At 72.2% G+C, this 16,984-nt stretch carries 13 protein-coding genes and 4 pseudogenes; 9 read left to right on the top strand and 8 right to left on the bottom strand.

The genetic code is table 11. The annotated features are described in order from the left end of the window. Position 1: 1 nt before the first annotated feature. Positions 2–751, bottom strand: coding sequence for an electron transfer flavoprotein subunit beta/FixA family protein (locus tag ACQ86J_RS12825; protein ID WP_431271401.1), 750 nt, complete (start codon positions 749–751; stop codon positions 2–4). Between the two features lie 177 nt (positions 752–928). Next, positions 929–1,123, bottom strand: a complete 195-nt coding sequence (locus ACQ86J_RS12820) for a twin transmembrane helix small protein (RefSeq protein ID WP_431271400.1) — start codon at positions 1,121–1,123, stop codon at positions 929–931. Between the two features lie 125 nt (positions 1,124–1,248). Here ACQ86J_RS12820 and ACQ86J_RS12815 point away from each other — a divergent pair, with 125 nt between their 5' ends. Further along, the gene (locus ACQ86J_RS12815) at positions 1,249–3,675 is read left to right on the top strand and encodes a mechanosensitive ion channel family protein (RefSeq protein WP_431271399.1); all 2,427 of its coding nucleotides are present in this window, start codon (positions 1,249–1,251) and stop codon (positions 3,673–3,675) included. 105 nt (positions 3,676–3,780) lie between these two features. Here ACQ86J_RS12815 and ACQ86J_RS12810 read toward each other — a convergent pair whose 3' ends face one another. Next, positions 3,781–4,089 (bottom strand): AzlD family protein, encoded by a 309-nt coding sequence (locus ACQ86J_RS12810; RefSeq protein ID WP_431271398.1) that lies wholly within the window; start codon positions 4,087–4,089, stop codon positions 3,781–3,783. Positions 4,090–4,114: 25 nt separating this feature from the next. Next, complete coding sequence (locus tag ACQ86J_RS12805; RefSeq protein ID WP_431271397.1) at positions 4,115–4,819, bottom strand: AzlC family ABC transporter permease; 705 nt, start codon at positions 4,817–4,819, stop codon at positions 4,115–4,117. A 108-nt stretch (positions 4,820–4,927) separates the two neighbouring features. Between ACQ86J_RS12805 and ACQ86J_RS12800 the strand changes: the two genes are divergently transcribed. Then, on the top strand, positions 4,928–5,734 hold the full coding sequence (locus tag ACQ86J_RS12800; protein ID WP_431271396.1) for an SDR family NAD(P)-dependent oxidoreductase: 807 nt from the start codon (positions 4,928–4,930) through the stop codon (positions 5,732–5,734). Between the two features lie 73 nt (positions 5,735–5,807). Here the strand turns inward: ACQ86J_RS12800 and pheT are convergent. From pheT to rpmI, 4 genes and pseudogenes are all read right to left on the bottom strand, one after another. Next, a pseudogene (gene pheT, locus ACQ86J_RS12795) lies at positions 5,808–8,279 on the bottom strand (phenylalanine--tRNA ligase subunit beta). A 1-nt stretch (position 8,280) separates the two neighbouring features. Beyond that, complete coding sequence (gene pheS, locus ACQ86J_RS12790; RefSeq protein WP_431271395.1) at positions 8,281–9,375, bottom strand: phenylalanine--tRNA ligase subunit alpha; 1,095 nt, start codon at positions 9,373–9,375, stop codon at positions 8,281–8,283. A gap of 86 nt (positions 9,376–9,461) precedes the next feature. After that, a complete protein-coding gene (rplT, locus tag ACQ86J_RS12785; protein ID WP_431271394.1) occupies positions 9,462–9,848 on the bottom strand; it encodes a 50S ribosomal protein L20 in 387 nt (128 codons plus the stop codon). 13 nt (positions 9,849–9,861) lie between these two features. After that, positions 9,862–10,068: a 50S ribosomal protein L35 gene (gene rpmI, locus ACQ86J_RS12780; protein WP_133291685.1), complete on the bottom strand. Its 207-nt coding sequence runs from the start codon at positions 10,066–10,068 to the stop codon at positions 9,862–9,864. Positions 10,069–10,233: 165 nt separating this feature from the next. On the opposite strand from rpmI, the pseudogene ACQ86J_RS12775 reads away from it, so the two are divergent. The 7 genes and pseudogenes from ACQ86J_RS12775 to ACQ86J_RS12745 all read left to right on the top strand — a co-directional run bounded on the left by ACQ86J_RS12775 (position 10,234) and on the right by ACQ86J_RS12745 (position 16,907). Continuing rightward, a pseudogene (locus ACQ86J_RS12775) lies at positions 10,234–11,735 on the top strand (helicase HerA-like domain-containing protein). Next, positions 11,717–11,872 (top strand): hypothetical protein, encoded by a 156-nt coding sequence (locus ACQ86J_RS12770; RefSeq protein WP_431271393.1) that lies wholly within the window; start codon positions 11,717–11,719, stop codon positions 11,870–11,872. Before ACQ86J_RS12775 ends, ACQ86J_RS12770 begins: the two are co-directional and overlap by 19 nt. A 204-nt stretch (positions 11,873–12,076) precedes the next feature. Beyond that, positions 12,077–12,904, top strand: coding sequence for a diaminopimelate epimerase (gene dapF, locus ACQ86J_RS12765; RefSeq protein WP_431271392.1), 828 nt, complete (start codon positions 12,077–12,079; stop codon positions 12,902–12,904). 107 nt (positions 12,905–13,011) lie between these two features. Continuing rightward, positions 13,012–14,197, top strand: a pseudogene (gene mtaB, locus ACQ86J_RS12760) (tRNA (N(6)-L-threonylcarbamoyladenosine(37)-C(2))-methylthiotransferase MtaB). A gap of 419 nt (positions 14,198–14,616) precedes the next feature. Further along, positions 14,617–15,505: pseudogene (ftsY, locus tag ACQ86J_RS12755) on the top strand (signal recognition particle-docking protein FtsY). Between the two features lie 41 nt (positions 15,506–15,546). After that, entirely contained in the window at positions 15,547–16,119 is a 573-nt protein-coding gene (locus ACQ86J_RS12750) for a peroxidase-related enzyme (protein WP_431271391.1), read from the top strand. Next, positions 16,119–16,907: a creatininase family protein gene (locus ACQ86J_RS12745; protein WP_431271390.1), complete on the top strand. Its 789-nt coding sequence runs from the start codon at positions 16,119–16,121 to the stop codon at positions 16,905–16,907. The genes ACQ86J_RS12750 and ACQ86J_RS12745 overlap by 1 nt, the downstream gene beginning before the upstream one ends. Positions 16,908–16,984 lie beyond the last annotated feature (77 nt).

Below are 16,984 nucleotides of genomic sequence, written 5' to 3'. Positions count from 1 at the left end.
CTCAGATCACCTTCGCTTCGTTGCGCAGCTTCTCGACCAGCTCCTGCACCGAGCCGACCTTCTTGCCAGCCTGGCGCTTCGGCGGCTCCTCGACCTTCAGCACGGTCAGGCGCGGCGCGACGTCGACGCCGAGATCGGCCGGCTTCACCGTCTCGATCGGCTTCTTCCGCGCCTTCATGATGTTGGGCAGGGAGGCGTAGCGCGGCTCGTTCAGCCGCAGGTCGGTGGTGACGATGGCCGGCAGCTTCAGCTGCAGCCGCTCGAGCCCGCCATCGACCTCGCGGGTCACGGTCAGCCCGCCATCGGCGGCCTCGACCTTGCTGGCATAGGTGCCCTGCGGCCAGCCCATCAGCGCCGCCAGCATCTGGCCGGTGGCGTTCATGTCGTCGTCGATCGCCTGCTTGCCAAGGATGACGAGGTCCGGGCTCTCCTTGCCGATCACCGCCTTCAGCAGCTTGGCCACCGCGAGCGGCTCCAGCACGCCGTCATGCTCGATCAGGATGCCGCGGTCGGCGCCCATGGCGAGCGCGGTGCGGAGCTGCTCCTGGCATGCCGCGGGGCCGGCCGAGACCGCGATGATCTCGGTCGCGACGCCCTTTTCCTTGAGGCGCACCGCTTCCTCGACCGCGATCTCGTCGAAGGGGTTCATCGACATCTTGACGTTGGCGGTCTCGACGCCCGTGCCGTCCGCCTTCACGCGGACCTTCACGTTGTAGTCGACCACCCGCTTGACCGGGACGAGGAGCTTCATCGACTCTGCCGTTTCCTGCGCAGTTGTTGCTGTGTCCCGCGACCCGCCGTCAGGTCCCGGGTTGGTCTCCGGCGCGAGGCGTGGCGGTGCCGAGGGGCAACCGGTCGCTAGCGCAAACCCGCGGCAAAATAGGGCGGCGCGGCTTGGGCCGTCAAAACGCCCGCCGGCCGGCCCCGTTCAGTGCCGCATGACGAGCAGCAGCAGGGCGAACAGCGCCAGCGTCACGCCCTGCAGCACCACGCGCCATCGCATCAGCGTGTTGGAGCGCTCGGCGTTCCCGTCCGACCGGACCATGCCCAGCATGCCGGCCAGCATGACCCCGAGGGTGGCCAGCATGGCGATGCCGACCAGGATGGTGAGAACCGTTTTCATGGGACGCATCTAGACGTCCCGGGCGAAACCGCAATGCCGTGGGCCCCTGCTGGGGGTGCCCGGCCGCGCCCTCCGGCAACGCCACCCTTGACCGGGCGGGCCGCAATGGGGTTGCTGCGGCGCACATGACCATCCTCCGCACCCTCCGGCACCCGCTTGCCCTTTGCCTCGCCCTGCTGCTGGCGGCCGCGCCCGTCGCGGCGCAGCCGGCGCCCACGGCGCAATCGCCCACGCGTGGGCTGAGCCAGGCCGATCTCGACCGGGTGACCGCGCTGCTGCGCGACGATGCGCGCCGGGCCGAGTTCCTCCGCACCCTCGAGGCGCTGGCCGCCGCCGGCCGCGCCGGCCAGGCCCGCCCCGCCCACAATCCGGCTGCCAATCCCGCTGGCGCCGAGCCATCCCGGGCGGCCGCGACGCCGCCTTCCGGCCCGGCCCCCGCCCCGGCCATGGCGGCCCCGGCTGCCGAGGGCGCCGAGGCGACGCCGCCGCCCAGCCCGCCTCCGGCCGCCGCCGCAGCCCCGGCCAAGCCCGAGGCCGAGCCGCTGATCGCGCCGGATACCCTCGGCGCCCAGCTGCTGTCCGGGCTGTCCGGCCGGGTCGCCGGGCTGTCCGAGGGGCTGGTCGCATCGATCCGCTCCATGGCCGACCTGCCGGCGCTCTGGGCCGCCACCGCCAACCTGCTGCGCGACCCGGTTTCGCAGACCCGGCTGATCGATGCCGCCTGGAAGCTGCTGCTGCTGCTTGGCCTCGGCCTGATTGCCGAATGGGCGGTGGTGCGCGCCGTGGGCCGGCCACGGCAGTGGCTGGACGCCGCGGCGCCGCCAGCCAACGGCACGCCCTGGACCTGGCTGAAGCGGGTGCCGCTGGTACTCGGCCGGCTGCTGCTCGACCTGTTGCCGATCTTCGGCTTCGGCCTGGCGGTCTATGGCCTGTTCGGCCTGCTGCAGCCGCTGCCGACCACGCGGCTGGTCGGGCTGATGATGGCGAATGCCTATATGGCGGCGCGGGCGGCCTTCGCCCTGGCCCGCATGTTCCTCTCGCCCGCTTCCAACCACCTGCGGTTGATCCTCCTCGGATGCCGCCGCCCGGGCCGGCATCCGCTGGCTGCGCCGGCTCATGCTGGTGGGCGTCGGCGGCTACACCCTGGCCGAGGCCGGGCTGCTGCTCGGCCTGCCCTGGTCGGCCTACGACGCCATCCTGAACCCGACTCTGCTGATCATCTCCCTGCTGCTGGCCCGCATCGTGCTGCAGCAGCGGGAGGCGGTGGCGGCCTTCCTGCAGGCCGGCCCGCTGCCGCCGGGGAGGCGGCGACCGGCACGCGGCTGATGCTGCGCGCCACCCGCGACCGGCTGGCCGAGGTCTGGCACGTCGTGGTCATCCTCTGGCTCGTCGCCTCCTGGGTGATCTGGGCGCTGGCGGTGGAGAACGGCATCCGCCAGCTGCTGGTCGGCACCGTGCTGACCGTGCTGATCGTCGGCGGCGCCAAGGCGCTGGACGAGGCGATCGGCTGGGCGATGGACCGGGTGCTGCATCCGGGGCCGGAGATGGCCAGGCGCTTCCCCGGCCTCGCCGCCCGCGCGGCGCAATACGTGCCGCTGCTGAAGAGCGTCGTCTCCGCCCTGCTCGGCTTCGGCGCGGTGATCCTGCTGCTGGAGACCTGGGGGCTCGACAGCCTCGACTGGTTCGACCCGGGCACGCTGGGCCGCCGGCTGGTGGACACGCTGCTCTCGATCGCCACCACGCTGCTCATCGGGCTGGTGGTGTGGGAGGTGGCGAATTCCGCGATCCAGCGCCGGCTGACCCGCATCGCCCGGGATTCGCATGCGGCGCGCAGCGCCCGGGTCCGCACCCTGCTGCCGATGCTGCGGACCGTGCTGGGGGCGGTGATCACGGTGGTGGTGGTGCTGAACGCGCTGGCCCAGCTCGGGCTGAATGTGGCGCCGCTGCTGGCCGGCGCCGGCGTCGTCGGCCTCGCCATCGGCTTCGGCTCGCAGACCCTGGTGCGGGACGTCATCACCGGCGTCTTCCTGCTGCTGGAGGATGCGGTCGCGGTCGGCGACGTGGTGACGCTCGGCGGGCTGACCGGGGTGGTGGAGCACCTGTCGATCCGCTCCATCAAGCTGCGGGCGACCGATGGCAGCGTCCACATCGTCCCGTTCAGCGCGGTGACCACGGTGACCAACCAGACCCGCGACTTCGCCTTCGCGGTGCTCGACGTGACCGTGGCCTATACCGAAGACACCGACCTGGTGGTGAACACGCTGAAGGAGATCGGCGCCGAGATCAGGGCCGAGGCCAAGTGGAAGCCGCTGATCCGCGACGACATCGATGTCTGGGGCGTCGACAAGCTGGCCGACAACGGCGTGAGCATCCGCGCCCGGGTGAAGACCGAGCCTGCCTCGCGCTGGCCGGTGGTGCGGGAGTTCAACCGTCGCATCAAGATCCGCTTCGCCGAGAGAGGCATCGTCATCCCCCGGCCGCAGCCGATGGTGATGGTGGAACGCGCACCGGACCGCGCGCCCGACCCGGACGCCGCCCAGGCCGCGCAATAGGACCCCGGGCCGGGCGAAAGGGTGGAGACCGGGTGAGCGCGACCTGACGGCCTGGCGGCCCGCTTCAGGCCGCCGCGCCTGGGGCGCGCCAGCCATCGGGGCGCGTCATTGGATCCCCGCCATCCGCAGCAGCCAGAGCGTGCCGACGCCGGCAAGAATCGAGACCGCCAGCTTGCGGAGCCGGGCCTGCACCAGCAGCACCACCGCGCCGGCCGCCACCGTCGCCCAGCCGGCGGAAAGGAAGGCCGGCGCCAGGAAGGCGACGAAGATGCAGCCGGGCAGGTGCTGCAGCATGGCCTGGACGAAGGGCGGCGGGCGCGTCACCCGCAGCACCGCATAGCCGCCGGCGCGACAGATGTAGCTTGCCAGCGCCATGCCGAGGATGGCGGCGAGGACGTCCCACCGGAGCGTCATGGCGCGCCTCCGGCGCGACGCAGCGTCATGCCCGGCCCCGCGTGTCGCGCCAAGCGCCGAAGCCGGCCCCGGCGAAGGCGCCCGCCAGCACCGGCCAGGGCGCGCCGAGCCCCAGCCCCTGCACCACCACCGCCGCGGCCCCGGCGAGGATCCAGGGCTGCAGCTCCGACCGGCCACGCCAGAGCTGCACCAGCAGGGCGAGCACCGCGGCGGAGGAGGCAAAGAAGACCGGATGCCCGGCCGGCAGCCGCAGCGCATTGCCGAAGACGTGGCCGATGGTGATCATCACCATCCAGTTCAGCCACATCCCAAAGCCGGCGCCGAAGAGGTAGCCGGCATCGCGCCGCCCGGCCCGCAGCTCGGCGATCGCCAGGGCGAAGGAATTGTCCACCAGCAGCATCAGCGTGCCCCAGAGCCGGATGCCGCGCGTGCGGTCCAGCACCGGGGCCAGCGCCGCGCCCATCGGCGCCAGGCGCAGGTTGATCACCAGGCAGGCGAGGCTGGTGGCGAGGATCGGCGCCGGGTCGGCCCAGAGCTGCAGCGCCACCAGCTGGCTGGTACCTGCGAAGACCAGGCCGCTCATCAGCAGGGTCTCGGCGAGTGACAGGCCGACGCCGTCCGAGGTCATCCCGACCACCAGGCCGAAGGGCGAGAGGCCGAGGGTGATGGCCAGCGCCGCCTGCATCCCGCGCCTGACGCCCTGCCGCGTGAAGCCGCCCCGCTCGTCCAACTGCCTGCTCTCCGTCGTCGATCTGTCCTAGCAGTGCCGCGGCCCCTTGACCCCTGCGATTGCGGCGCGGCTTGCTGGCGTTCAACGCATCCATGGGAGGAAACGCAGATGCTGGACCTGACAGGCAAGGTCGCCTTCGTCGCCGGCGCGGGCTCGGTCGGCGAGGGCTGGGGGAACGGCAAGGCGACCGCGGTGCTGCTCGCGCGGCAGGGGGCCAAGGTCTACGGCGTCGACCTGAACCCGGCCGCGGTCGCCGAGACAAAGTCGATCATTGAGGGCGAGGGCAATACCTGCGCCGCCCGCACGGTCAACATGACGGTCGCCGCCGAGGTGGAGGCGGCGGTGGAGGACTGCCTCGCCCGCTTCGGCCGCATCGACATCCTGGTGAACAATGTCGGCGGCTCCGCCCCCGGCGACCCGGTGACGATGCCGGAGGAGGTCTGGGACGCCCAGATGGACCACAACCTCAAGACCGCCTTCCTCGGCTGCAAGTACGTCTTGCCCGTGATGGAGCGGCAGGGGGCCGGGGCGGTGGTGAACCTCTCCTCCGTCGCCTGCCTGAGCCATCAGGTGGATGGGCGGACCAACGTCGCCTATGCGGCGTCGAAGGCCGGCGTCATCGCCTTCACCCGCTCGACGGCGATTGCCTTCGTCAAGAAGGGCATCCGGGTGAACTGCGTGGTGCCAGGCACCATGCACACGCCGCTGGTGGAGCACCGGCTGGCCAAGCAGCTCGGCGCCAACGATGCCGCGGCACTGGTGGCGAAGCGGCATGCCAGCGTGCCGATCGGGCGGATGGGCGATGCCTGGGACATCGCGCATGCGGTGCTGTTCTTCGTCTCGGACGAGGCGAAGTACATCACGGCGACGCATCTGGTGGTGGATGGCGGGCTGACCGCCGCGCGGCCGGGGTAGGGGGCTTGCAGGTTCAACCTGCGGACTCACAAAAATAGAAGGGGGTGCGGGGGGATACTTCCCCCGCTGCTTGCTACGCCCGCAGCGAAGCACCCGTCGCCTTGGTGACGGCGGCGACGATCTTCTCCGCCACCGCCTCGATCTGCGCATCCGTCAGCGTGGCGTCGCGCGGCTGCAGCGTCACCTGCACGCCGAGGCTGACCTTGCCCTCCGGCAGCTTGTCGCCGGCATAGCGGTCGAACAGCGCCACATCCGTGACCAGCGCCTTGTCGGCGCCGCGCGCGGCGCGCAGCACCGCCTCCGCCGTCACCGCCGCGTCCACCAGGAAGGCGAAGTCGCGCCGCAGCGGCTGGAAGGCGGGCAGGTCGGGGGCGCCCTTCTTCCGGCGCTTAGGCTCGGGGATGGCGTCGAGGAAGACCTCGAAGGCCACCGCCGGGCCGGCGATATCGAGCGCGGCGCGGACCTTCGGGTGGAGCTCGCCAAAGGTCGCCAGCACCGTCTTCGGCCCCTGCCGCAGCACGCCGCTGCGGCCGGGGTGGTAGAAGCCCGGCGCATCGGTGGTGACGGTCACGGCCGCCATCGGCACGCCGAGTGCGGCGAGGACCGCCAGCGCATCGCCCTTGGCGTCCATCGCATCGACGGCGCGCGAGGCCTCCGCCCAGTGCCTCGGCGTATGCCCGGCGCGGAGGCCGGCCGCGACCTGCAGCTTGCCCGGTGGGGGACGGATCACGGTAGGCCGCGCCGAGTTCCGACAGCGCCACGTCCGGCCAGCCGCGCGCGGCGTTGCGGGCGGCGGCCAGGGCCAGGCTGGCGACCGGCGTCGGGCGCATCTGGTCGAGGTCGGCGGCGATCGGGTTGACCAGCCGTAGCGCTTCAGGCGTTTCGCCGAACAGCGCCGCCGACGTCTGCTCGAGGAAGCCGAAGCTGACGCAATCCAGCATGCCGCGCGCCGCCAGCACGCGGCGGGCAAGCCCGGCGCGCACCTGCTTCGGCGTCAGCGCCGGCGGCGGGACGATGCCCGCGACGGGCAGCGAGACGGCGGGGATGGTGTCGAGGCCGCGGATACGCAGCACCTCCTCCACCAGGTCCGCCTCGGGCTCGACCGCGGCGCAGCCCTCGGCCGCGGCGCGGGCGCGCTCGGCCGGGAGGGACGGGTCCTGGTCGAGGGCACCCTTGCCCGCGATGTCGTTGCGCCAGGACGGCACCGCGACCGTCACCTGCGCCGCGTCGCGCGCCTTCACCGCGAAGCCGAGCCGCTCGAGGATCCCGACCGCCTGATCCGGCCCTACATCGGCGCCGCCGAGGCCCGCCAGCCGCTCGAAGCGGAGCGTCGCGTCGCGCTGCCAGGCCGGCTCCGTGCCGGCGGCCGAGACCTCGCTCGCCTCGCCGCCGCAGAGCTCCTGGATGGTCCAGGTGGCGAGGTCGAGGCCGTGCCGCGGCAACGCCAGGTCCACGCCGCGCTCGAACCGCGCCCGCGCATCGGTGCGGATGTCATGCCGGCGGCCGGACAGCGCGATGCGCACCGGGTCGAAGAGCGCGCATTCGATGAAGACCTCGGCCGTGCCCCCGTCGCAGCCGGTCGGCGCGCCGCCGATGATGCCGCCGAGCGCCTCCGGCCCGGACTCGTCGGCGATGATGCCGTCCTGGTCCGTCAGCGCGTAGGTCTTGCCGTTCAGCGCGGCCAGCGACTCGCCCTCGCGCGCCATGCGCATGGTCAGCCGCTTGCCCTTCACCTTGGCGACGTCGAAGACGTGCAGCGGCCGGCCGAGGCCGAAGGTGTAGAGGTTGGTCACGTCGACCAGGGCGTTGATCGGCCGCTGGCCGATGGCGACCAACAGGTCCTGCAGCCATTTCGGGCTGGGCCCGTTCTTCACGCCGCGGATGGCCCGGCCGACGACGAAGTCGCAGGCGCGCGGGTCGGCGATCTCCCAGGCGAGGGGGAGGGATAGACGCTCTCGATCTTCGGCTTCACCAGCGGCTTCAGCCGGCCGAGGCCCGCCGCCGCCAGGTCGCGCGCGACGCCGTGGACCGAGAGCGCATCGCCGCGGTTCGGCGTGACGCTGATCTCGATCACCGGGTCGTCCATCCCGGCATACTTTACGTAGCTCTCGCCGACCGGCGCGTCCTCCGGCAGGTCGATGATGCCGGTGTGGTCGTCGCCGAGGCCGAGCTCGCGGGCGGAGCACATCATGCCCTCGCTCTTCACGCCGCGGATCTCGCCGACCTTGAGGGTGATGCCGGTGCCGGGGATATGGTCGCCCGGCATGGCCAGCACGCCGACCAGCCCAGTGCGGGCATTCGGCGCCCCGCAGACGACCGAGATCAGCGTGCCGTCGCCGGCATCGACCTTCAGGGCGCGGAGCCGGTCGGCATTCGGGTGCTGCACCGCCTCCACCACGCGGGCGATGCGGAAGGCGGCGAGCGACGCGCCGCGATCCTCGACGCCTTCCACTTCCAGCCCGATGCGGTTGAGCACGGCGAGGATTTCGGCCAGCGGCGCCTCGGTCTCGAGATGGGCCTTCAGCCAGGAGAGGGAGAACTTCATCTCAGATACCCTCCGCCAGGGATGGCGGGGCCAGCGGGTCGGTCGCCCAGTGGCGCAGCCAGCGCAGGTCGCTTTCGTAGAACGGCCGGAGGTCGGGCATGCCGTGCTTCAGCATGGTGATGCGCTCGATCCCCATGCCGAAGGCGAAGCCCTGCCATTCCCGCGGGTCGATGCCGCAATTGGCCAGCACGCGCGGATGGACCATGCCGCTGCCCAGGATCTCCAGCCAGTCGCCGCCCTTGCCGAGCTCGCCGGTCTTCCGGTTCCAGCCGATGTCGACTTCCATGCTGGGTTCCGTGAATGGGAAGTAGCTGGCGCGGAAGCGCACCGGCAGGTCGGAGATGCCGAAGAAGGCGCGCAGGAAGTCGATCAGGCAGCCCTTGAGGTGGCCGAGGGTGATGCCGCGGTCGATCACCAGCCCTTCCACCTGGTGGAACATCGGCGAATGCGTCGCGTCGTGGTCGGCCCGCCAGGTGCGGCCGGGGACGATGACGCGGATCGGCGGCGCCTGGGTCAGCATGGTGCGGGCCTGCACCGGGGAGGTATGGGTCCGCAGCACTGGGCGTCGGCCATCGGCGCCGGCCGGCAGGTAGAAGGTGTCGTGGTCCTGCCGGGCCGGGTGGTGCTCGGGGATGTTGAGGGCGGAGAAGTTCAGCCAGTCGCTCTCGATGTCGGGGCCCTCGGCCACCGCGAAGCCCTGGGCACCGAACAGCGCGACCAGTTCCTCCATCGTCCGGCTGATCGGGTGGATGCCACCCTCGCCGCCCGGCGCATGCGGCCGCGGCGGCAGGGTCACGTCCATCCGCTCGGCCCCGAGGCGCGCCTCGAGCGCGGCTTCCTCGAGCGCGGTGCGGCGGCGCTCTATCAGCCCTTCCAGCCGGCCCTTCAGCCGGTTCAGGCTGGCGCCGCGTTCCTTCCGCTGCTCGGCCGGCACCTGGCCGAGGCCCTTCAGCAGCCCGGTCAGCGTGCCGCTCTTGCCCAGCGTGCCGACGCGCACCGCGTCCCAGGCGCGCAGGTCGGCGGCGGCGGCGAGCTGCGCCGCGGTCTCGGCTTCCAGCGCGGCGAATTCCTCGCCCTGATTGGTCGCGTCGCTCATTCTCTCCGGTCCCGGATATGCGAAAGGCCGCACCCTGGCGGGAGCGGCCCTTCTGCGCAGCTACAGCCCCCCGAAGGGGAGGGTCGTCAGGCCGCCTTGCTGGCGGGCGCGTGACGGTCCGGACGGGCGGCGCGGGCCTTCTCGACCAGCGCGGCGAAGCTCGCCGGGTCGTCGAAGGCGATCGCCGCCATCACCTTGCGGTCGATGTCGATGTTCGCCGCCTTGATGCCGGCGATGAAGTGGGAATAGGGCATCCCGTGCTCGCGGCAGGCGGCGTTGATCCGCTGGATCCACAGGCCGCGGAAGTCGCGCTTCTTGTTGCGGCGGTCGCGATAGGCGTATTGCAGCGCCTTCTCGACCCGCTGCAGCGCGGGACGGTAATCTGTGGAGGAACGACCCACATAGCCCTTGGCGAGCTTGAGGATCTTCTTGTGACGGGCGTGGGCGGTAACGCCGCGCTTCACACGTGCCATGGCGCGCTACTCCTTACCGGACCAGACCGTAGGGGGCCCACTGCATCACAGTGAGGCCGTCCTGGTGGCGCAGCACCTGCGTGCCGGTGTTCTGCCGCTTCACCTTGGAGGAGCGGGCGGACAGGCAATGGCGCTTCTTGCCGGGGCCGGCGAGCACCTTGCCCGTGGCGGTAACCTTGAAGCGCTTCTTCACAGAAGACTTCGTCTTCATCTTGGGCATTTGGGACCTCCTCGGTCGGGAAGGCGCCCCCGGGACGGGAACGCGGGACGCGGCCGGGCATGCCCACACAGGCACCGGCGCGCGGAGAGGGGCGGCGTATAGCCATGCGGCGGGTGGGATGCAAGCGGCGGCGGGGCACCGTATATCCTGCGCCGAGGCGAAGGCATGGGGGCGGGCATGGCGGCGGGCATGGCGGATGGCATCCTGATCGGCCGGGGCGACCGCCCCTGCGAGCTCCTGCTCTCCCGCGCCAACCGGCACGGGCTGGTGGCCGGCGCCACCGGCACCGGCAAGACCGTGACCCTGCAGTCCATGGCCGAGGGCTTCTCCCGCGCCGGGGTCCCGGTCTTCTGCGCCGACATCAAAGGCGACCTCTCCGGCATCGCTGTCCCGGGCAAGCCCAACCCGAAGCTGGAAGCCCGCGCCCGCGACCTCGGCGTGACCGACTTCGCCTACGAGGCCTCCCCGGCGATCTTCTGGGACGTCTTCGGCCAGCAGGGCCACCCGCTGCGGGCCACCGTCGCCGAGATGGGGCCGCTGCTGCTCTCCCGCATGCTCGAGCTGAACGACACCCAGGAGGGCGTGCTCAACATCGCCTTCAAGGTGGCGGACGATGACGGGCTGTTGCTGCTGGATTTCAAGGACCTCCGTGCCATCCTCGGCCATGTCTCGGAACGGTCGGCGGAGCTGCGCGACCATTACGGCCAGGTCAGCAAGACCACCATCGGCACCATCCAGCGCCGTCTGCTGGTGCTGGAACAGGCGGGGGCGAGCAGTTTTTCGGCGAGCCGGCGCTGGCCCTGCAGGACCTGATGCTGGTGACGCCGGACGGCCGCGGCGCGGTGAACGTGCTGGCCGCCGACAAGCTGATCCAGAGCCCCCGGCTCTACGCCACCTTCCTGCTCTGGCTACTGTCGGAACTGTTCGAGGAACTGCCCGAGGTCGGCGACCTGGAGAAGCCCAAGCTGGTCTTCTTCTTCGACGAGGCCCACCTGCTGTTCCGCGATGCGCCGCGCGCCCTGACCGAGAAGGTGGAGCAGGTGGTGCGGCTGATCCGCTCCAAGGGCGTCGGAATCTATTTCGTCACGCAGAACCCGCTCGACCTGCCGGGGACGGTTCTGGGGCAGCTCGGCAACCGGGTGCAGCATGCGCTGCGCGCCTTCACCCCGGCCGAGCAGAAGGCTGTCCGCGCCGCCGCCGACACGTTCCGGCCGAACCCGCGACTGAATGTGGCGGAGGCCATCACCCATTTGGCGGTGGGGGAGGCTCTGGTCTCCACCCTGCAGGCCGATGGCTCGCCCAGCATGGTCGAGCAGGCCCGCATCGTCCCGCCGCGCGGCCGGATCGGCCCCGTCACGCCCGAGGAGCGCCGCGCGCTGATGGCGAAAAGCCCGCTGGCCGGCCATTACGACACCGCGGTCGACCGCGAGAGCGCCTATGAGCGGCTGGTCGTCCGGACGAATGCGGCGCCCGCCTCCGGCCCCTGGGGCACCGCCCCGGCCGGCCCCGCGCCGGTGCGCAGCGACAATCCCTGGGGCGGTGCCGTGCTGCCGCCGCGCCCGCTGCCCGAGGCGCCGCCGCCGCGCAGCCCCCGCATCCCGCAGACCTCCCGCCAGGCGCCGCCGGCCCAGGGCGGTGGCTGGGGGACGTGCTCGGCAGCGTGCTGAGCGGCGGCGGCGGCCGGCGGGAGAGCCCGCTGGAATCCATGGCCAAGTCGGCCGCCCGCAGCGTCGGCAGCAGCATGGGCCGGCAGATCGGCAATGCGGTGCTGCGCGGCGTGCTGGGATCGATGCTGAAGCGGTAGTGTCCTGCCCGCGGCTTCCGCAGCCGCTGGCTGCGAAGCCAGCGGACCAGCAGGCCACTGAAAACATGGGCTGGTGGCGCGATCCGAAGAGCGCCGCCAGGGGCGGCAAACTTCGGAGCCGGGACACCAGCGCCGCCGCGCCGCCCACCCATGCGCCCGGCAGGCTTGGATTGCCGGGGCGGGCGGGGCATACCTGCGCCCGACATGGTTCCCTTCCGCAAGATGCACGGCCTGGGCAACGACTTCGTCGTCCTCGATGCGCGCCGTACCGACCTGCCGATCACCCCCGACCGGGCCGCCGCCATCGCGGACCGGCGCCGGGGGATCGGCTGCGACCAGTTCATCCTGCTGGAGCCGGGGACGGAGGGCGCCGACGTCTTCATGCGCGTCCGCAACCCGGATGGCTCCGAGGCCGGGGCCTGCGGCAATGCGACGCGCTGCATTGCCAGCCTGGTCGCCGACGAGACCAGGGCCGATCGCGTGGTGGTCCGCACCATCGCCGGTGACCTGCCGGTGGAGCGCCTGTCGGGCGGCCTCTGGCGCGCCGACATGGGCCCGGCCCGGCTCGGTTGGCAGGAGGTGCCGCTGGCCCGCGCCATGGACACGCTGCACCTGCCGCTCTCGGCCGCCGGCGTCGCCGATCCGGCCGCCTGTTCCATGGGCAACCCGCACGCGACCTTCTTCGTGCCTGACCTCGACGCGCTCGACCTCGCCACCATCGGCCCGGCGCTGGAGCACGACCCGATCTTCCCGCAGCGGGCCAATATCGGCTTCGTCCAGGTCCTTTCCCCCGACCACCTTCGCCTTGCGGTCTGGGAACGCGGCGCCGGGCTGACGCTCGCCTACGGCTCCGGCGCCTGCGCCGCGCTGGTCAATGCCGCCCGCCGCGGCCTGGCGGGGCGCCGCGCCACCGTGACCCTGCCCGGCGGCGACCTGGTGATCGAGTGGCGGGAGGACGGCCATGTCCTGATGACCGGCCCGGTCGCCACCGCCTTCACCGGCGCGCTCGATCTGGACCGTTACCCGGCATGACGGCGCCCGATCGCGGCGCGCCGCAGGCGCAGAGCGTGAATCGGTCGCCCGAAGCGATCGAGGTCCTGACCTTCGGCTGCCGGCTCAACACCTACGAGTCCGAGGGCATGCGCGACCTGGCCAGCCGCGCCGGCCATGCCGCCGGCACCATCCTGGTCAATACCTGCGCCGTCACCGCCGAGGCGGAGCGCCAGGCCCGCCAGGCGATCCGCCGCGCCGCCCGCGACAACCCCGAAGCCCGCATCATCGTCACCGGCTGCGCCGCGCAGATCGCGCCGGAGCGCTGGGCCGCGCTGCCCAACGTCGCCCGCGTCATCGGCAATGCCGAAAAGCTGAAGCCGGAAAGCTGGGCGCTCGACGCGCCGCCCGCGCCGGTCACCGACATCATGGCGGCGACCGAGACGGCGGCGCATCTCGTCACCGACTTTGCCGGCCGTGCCCGCGCCTTCGTCCAGGTGCAGCAGGGCTGCGACCACCGCTGCACCTTCTGCGTCATCCCCTATGGCCGCGGCCCATCGCGCAGCGTCCCGATCGGCGCGATCGTCGAGCAGGTGCGGCTGCTGGTCGATCGCGGCTACCGGGAGGTGGTGCTGACCGGCGTCGACATCACCAGCTACGGCCCCGACCTGCCCGGCGCCCCCAGCCTCGGCCAGATGGTGCGGCGGCTGCTGGCCCTCGTCCCGGACCTGCCGCGGCTGCGGCTCTCCTCCTCGACCCGGTCGAGGTCGATGACGACCTCTGGCGGCTGATCGAGGGGAGCCGCGGCTGCTGCCGCACCTGCACCTGTCATTGCAGCATGGCGCCGACCTGATCCTGAAACGGATGAAGCGGCGGCACCTGCGGGCCGATGCCCTGGCCTTCGCGCGCCGGGCGCGGGCGCTGCGGCCCGGCCTCGCCTTCGGTGCCGACCTGATCGCCGGCTTCCCGACCGAGACCGAGGCGCAGTTCCAGGAGATGCTCGACCTGGTGGCCGAGATGGAACTCAGCTTCCTGCATGTCTTTCCCTATTCGGAGCGGCCGGGGACGCCGGCCGCCCGCATGCCGCAGCTGCCGGTGCCGGTCCGGCGCGAACGCGCCGCCCGGCTGCGCGCGGCCGGCGCCGCCGCCGCCGCCCGCTTCTACGCCGGCCGGCTGGGCCAGGAGGAACAGGTGCTGTTCGAGCGTGACGACCGCGGCCACACCGCGCATTTCGCCCCGATCCGGCTGACCGCCGGCAGCGCCGCGCCGGGCGAGCTGCGCCGGGTGCGGGTCACCGGCGCCGCGCCGGACGGCCTGCTGGCCGAGGCCGCCTGATGGCGCTCCGCGACTGGGTCAGCCGCCTGCGCGGCCGCACGCCGGAGCCGGGCCCGGCCGAGGCGCCGCTGAGCCCGCCGCCCGGCCAGCCGCCGGTGCCGACCCCGCCCGAGGGCATGCCGACGCCGCCCCCGGTGGCGGCGCCCGACATCCCGATCCCGCCGCTGCCGCCGGCGCCGCCGCCCTTCACCGCGCCGCGCCCGCTGGAGCGGATCGGCACCGAGCCCCCGCCGCCGCCCGCACCGCAGCCCGACCTTGAGGCGGAACTGCGTCCGCAGGACGACGAAGCGGCGGTGCGTGAGGTCGAGGCCCGCGAGGCGGCCGAGGATGCCGCCCCGACGCCTGCCGCGCCCCCACCGCCCGCCCCCGCCGAGGAGCCCGCCGCGCGCGGCGGCTGGCTCTCCCGCCTCAGGGCCGGGCTGTCGCGCTCCACCGCCAAGCTGACCGACAGCGTCACCTCGCTCTTCAAGAAGCGCCGCCTCGACGAGGAGGCGCTGGAGGAGCTGGAGGAGACGCTGATCACCGCCGATCTCGGTGTCGCCGCCTCCCGCCGCATCGTCGAGGGCTTCCGCAAGACCCGCTTCGGCAAGGAAGTGACCGACGAGGAGGTGAAGACGGCGCTGGCCGAGGAGATCGCCGCGATCCTCGGCCCGGTCGCGCAGCCGATGCCGCTGGACGTCGGCCACGCGCCGCATGTGGTGCTGGTGGTCGGCGTCAACGGCACCGGCAAGACCACCACCATCGCCAAGCTCGGCCAGCAATACCGCGAGCAGGGGCTGCGCTGCGCTTTCGTCGCCGGCGACACCTTCCGCGCCGCGGCGGTCGAGCAGCTGCAGATCTGGGGCGAGCGCACCGGCGCCCGGGTGCATGCGCCGGTCAAGGAAGGCGCCGATGCCGCGGGCCTTGCCTTCGACGCGCTGAAGGCGGCGCGGGAGGACGGCACCCAGGTGCTGCTGGTCGACACCGCCGGGCGGCTGCACAACAAGTCGGCGCTGATGGAGGAGCTGCGGAAGGTCGTCCGCGTCATCCGCCGGGTGGACGAGACCGCGCCGCATTCGGTGCTGCTGGTGCTGGACGCCACCACCGGCCAGAACGCCATCCAGCAATGCAAGGTCTTCGGCGAGATGGTCAACGTGACCGGCCTGGCCGTCACCAAGCTGGACGGCTCCGCCAAGGGCGGCGTCGTCGTGGCCCTCGCCCAGGAATCTCGGCCTGCCGGTCCATTTCGTCGGCGTCGGCGAGAAGGCCGTCGACCTCAGGCCCTTCGCGGCGCGCGACTTCGCCCGCGGCCTGATGGGGCTGGACTGAGGACGAGGGGCGGTTAGGGTCCGGGCGGAGGAGATCCCGCCATGACCGCCGCCCCTGTCAGCCGCTACCCCGTCCCCAGCCTGTCCGAGATGCCGGAGGACATCCGCGCCCGCATCGAGACGGTGCAGGAGAAGTCGGGGTTCATCCCCAACGTCTTCCTGATGCTCGCCTACCGGCCGGAGGAATTCCGCGCCTTCATGGCCTACCACGACACGCTGATGGACAAGCCCGGCGGGCTGACCAAGGCGGAGCGCGAGATGATCGTGGTCGCCGTGTCCTCCTACAACCAGTGCCAGTATTGCGTCATCGCCCACGGCGCCATCCTGCGGATCCGCGCCAAGAACCCGCTGATCGCCGACCAGATCGCCGCCAATTTCCGCAAGGCCGACCTCACGCCGAAGCAGAAGGCGATGCTGGAATCCGCGCTCAAGATCACCCGCGAGGCCAATGTGGTGGACGAGGCCGACAGCGCCGCGCTGCGCGACCTCGGCTTCTCGGACGACGACATCTGGGACATCGCGGCGATCGCCGCCTTCTTCGGCATGTCGAACCGCATGGCCAATCTCACCGCGCTGCGGCCGAATGGCGAGTTCTATGCGATGGGGCGCGGCTGATGGCCGAGATCCGCTGGGAGCGCATGACCGCGCCGGAGCTGAAGGCTTTGGCGGCGAAGGATGCGCTCGTGGTGCTGCCGATCGGCAGCCTCGAGCAGCATGGCCCGCATCTGCCGGTCTGGACCGACAGCCTCTGCGCGCATGAGATCGCGCTGCGCGGCGCGGCGGCCGCTGGCGACCTGCCGGTGGCGGTGCTGCCGCCGATGTGGATGGGGCTGTCCGAGCACCACCTGCCATTCGGCGGCACCATCACGCTGGACCACGCGACCTTCCATGCGGTGCTGCGCTGCGTGGTGCGGTCGCTGGTGGCCGATGGCTTCAGGAAGCTGCTGATCGTCAACGGCCATGGCGGCAATATCGACCCGCTGGCGGTCTCCTCCCGTGAGCTGGCCGTTGAGTTCGGCATTCCCGTCGTCGTCACCACCTGGCCGAACCTGGCCCCGGCGGCAATCGGCAAGATCCTGACGACGCAGCCCGGTATCCACCACGCGTGTGAGGGCGAGACCGCGCTCTGGCTGGCGCTGGACGCGGCGCAGGTGCGGCAGGACAAGATCGCCGAGAGCCTTTCCAACCCGCCGCCGAACCCGCCGCCCGGCTTCGTGCGCTTCTTCTCCTTCGAGGAGCGCGCGCCCCGTACCGGCGTTCGCGGCGACCCGCGCGCCGCGACGGCGGAGAAGGGCGAGGCGATCCTGGCAGCGGTGACCGGCGCGCTGGCCGCCGCCATGGCCGACCCGGTGCTGTGGAGCAGGCCGGACGATGTCTGGGCGCCGGGCCGGGCGCAGAGGTAAGGCGAGGGAGAGAGTATCCTTCCTGGACCCTCCTCTATTTCTTCTGAGTCGGCCGGCGTCGCGCGGCGGGTGCAAGA

This window comes from Dankookia sp. P2, assembly GCF_050632255.1.
Lineage (GTDB): Bacteria > Pseudomonadota > Alphaproteobacteria > Acetobacterales > Acetobacteraceae > Paracraurococcus.
Note: the sequence above shows the minus strand (reverse complement) of the source record. Positions and strands in the feature narration are given on the sequence as shown.

Bases quoted from the DNA above. Each gene is read 5' to 3' on its own strand.
- ACQ86J_RS12825 (WP_431271401.1), bottom strand. From the start codon at position 751: ATGAAGCTCCTCGTCCCGGTCAAGCGGGTGGTCGACTACAACGTGAAG.
- ACQ86J_RS12820 (WP_431271400.1), bottom strand. From the start codon at position 1,123: ATGAAAACGGTTCTCACCATCCTGGTCGGCATCGCCATGCTGGCCACC.
- ACQ86J_RS12815 (WP_431271399.1), top strand. From the start codon at position 1,249: ATGACCATCCTCCGCACCCTCCGGCACCCGCTTGCCCTTTGCCTCGCC.
- ACQ86J_RS12810 (WP_431271398.1), bottom strand. From the start codon at position 4,089: ATGACGCTCCGGTGGGACGTCCTCGCCGCCATCCTCGGCATGGCGCTG.
- ACQ86J_RS12800 (WP_431271396.1), top strand. From the start codon at position 4,928: ATGCTGGACCTGACAGGCAAGGTCGCCTTCGTCGCCGGCGCGGGCTCG.
- pheS (WP_431271395.1), bottom strand. From the start codon at position 9,375: ATGAGCGACGCGACCAATCAGGGCGAGGAATTCGCCGCGCTGGAAGCC.
- rplT (WP_431271394.1), bottom strand. From the start codon at position 9,848: ATGGCACGTGTGAAGCGCGGCGTTACCGCCCACGCCCGTCACAAGAAG.
- rpmI (WP_133291685.1), bottom strand. From the start codon at position 10,068: ATGCCCAAGATGAAGACGAAGTCTTCTGTGAAGAAGCGCTTCAAGGTT.
- dapF (WP_431271392.1), top strand. From the start codon at position 12,077: ATGGTTCCCTTCCGCAAGATGCACGGCCTGGGCAACGACTTCGTCGTC.
- ACQ86J_RS12750 (WP_431271391.1), top strand. From the start codon at position 15,547: ATGACCGCCGCCCCTGTCAGCCGCTACCCCGTCCCCAGCCTGTCCGAG.
- ACQ86J_RS12745 (WP_431271390.1), top strand. From the start codon at position 16,119: ATGGCCGAGATCCGCTGGGAGCGCATGACCGCGCCGGAGCTGAAGGCT.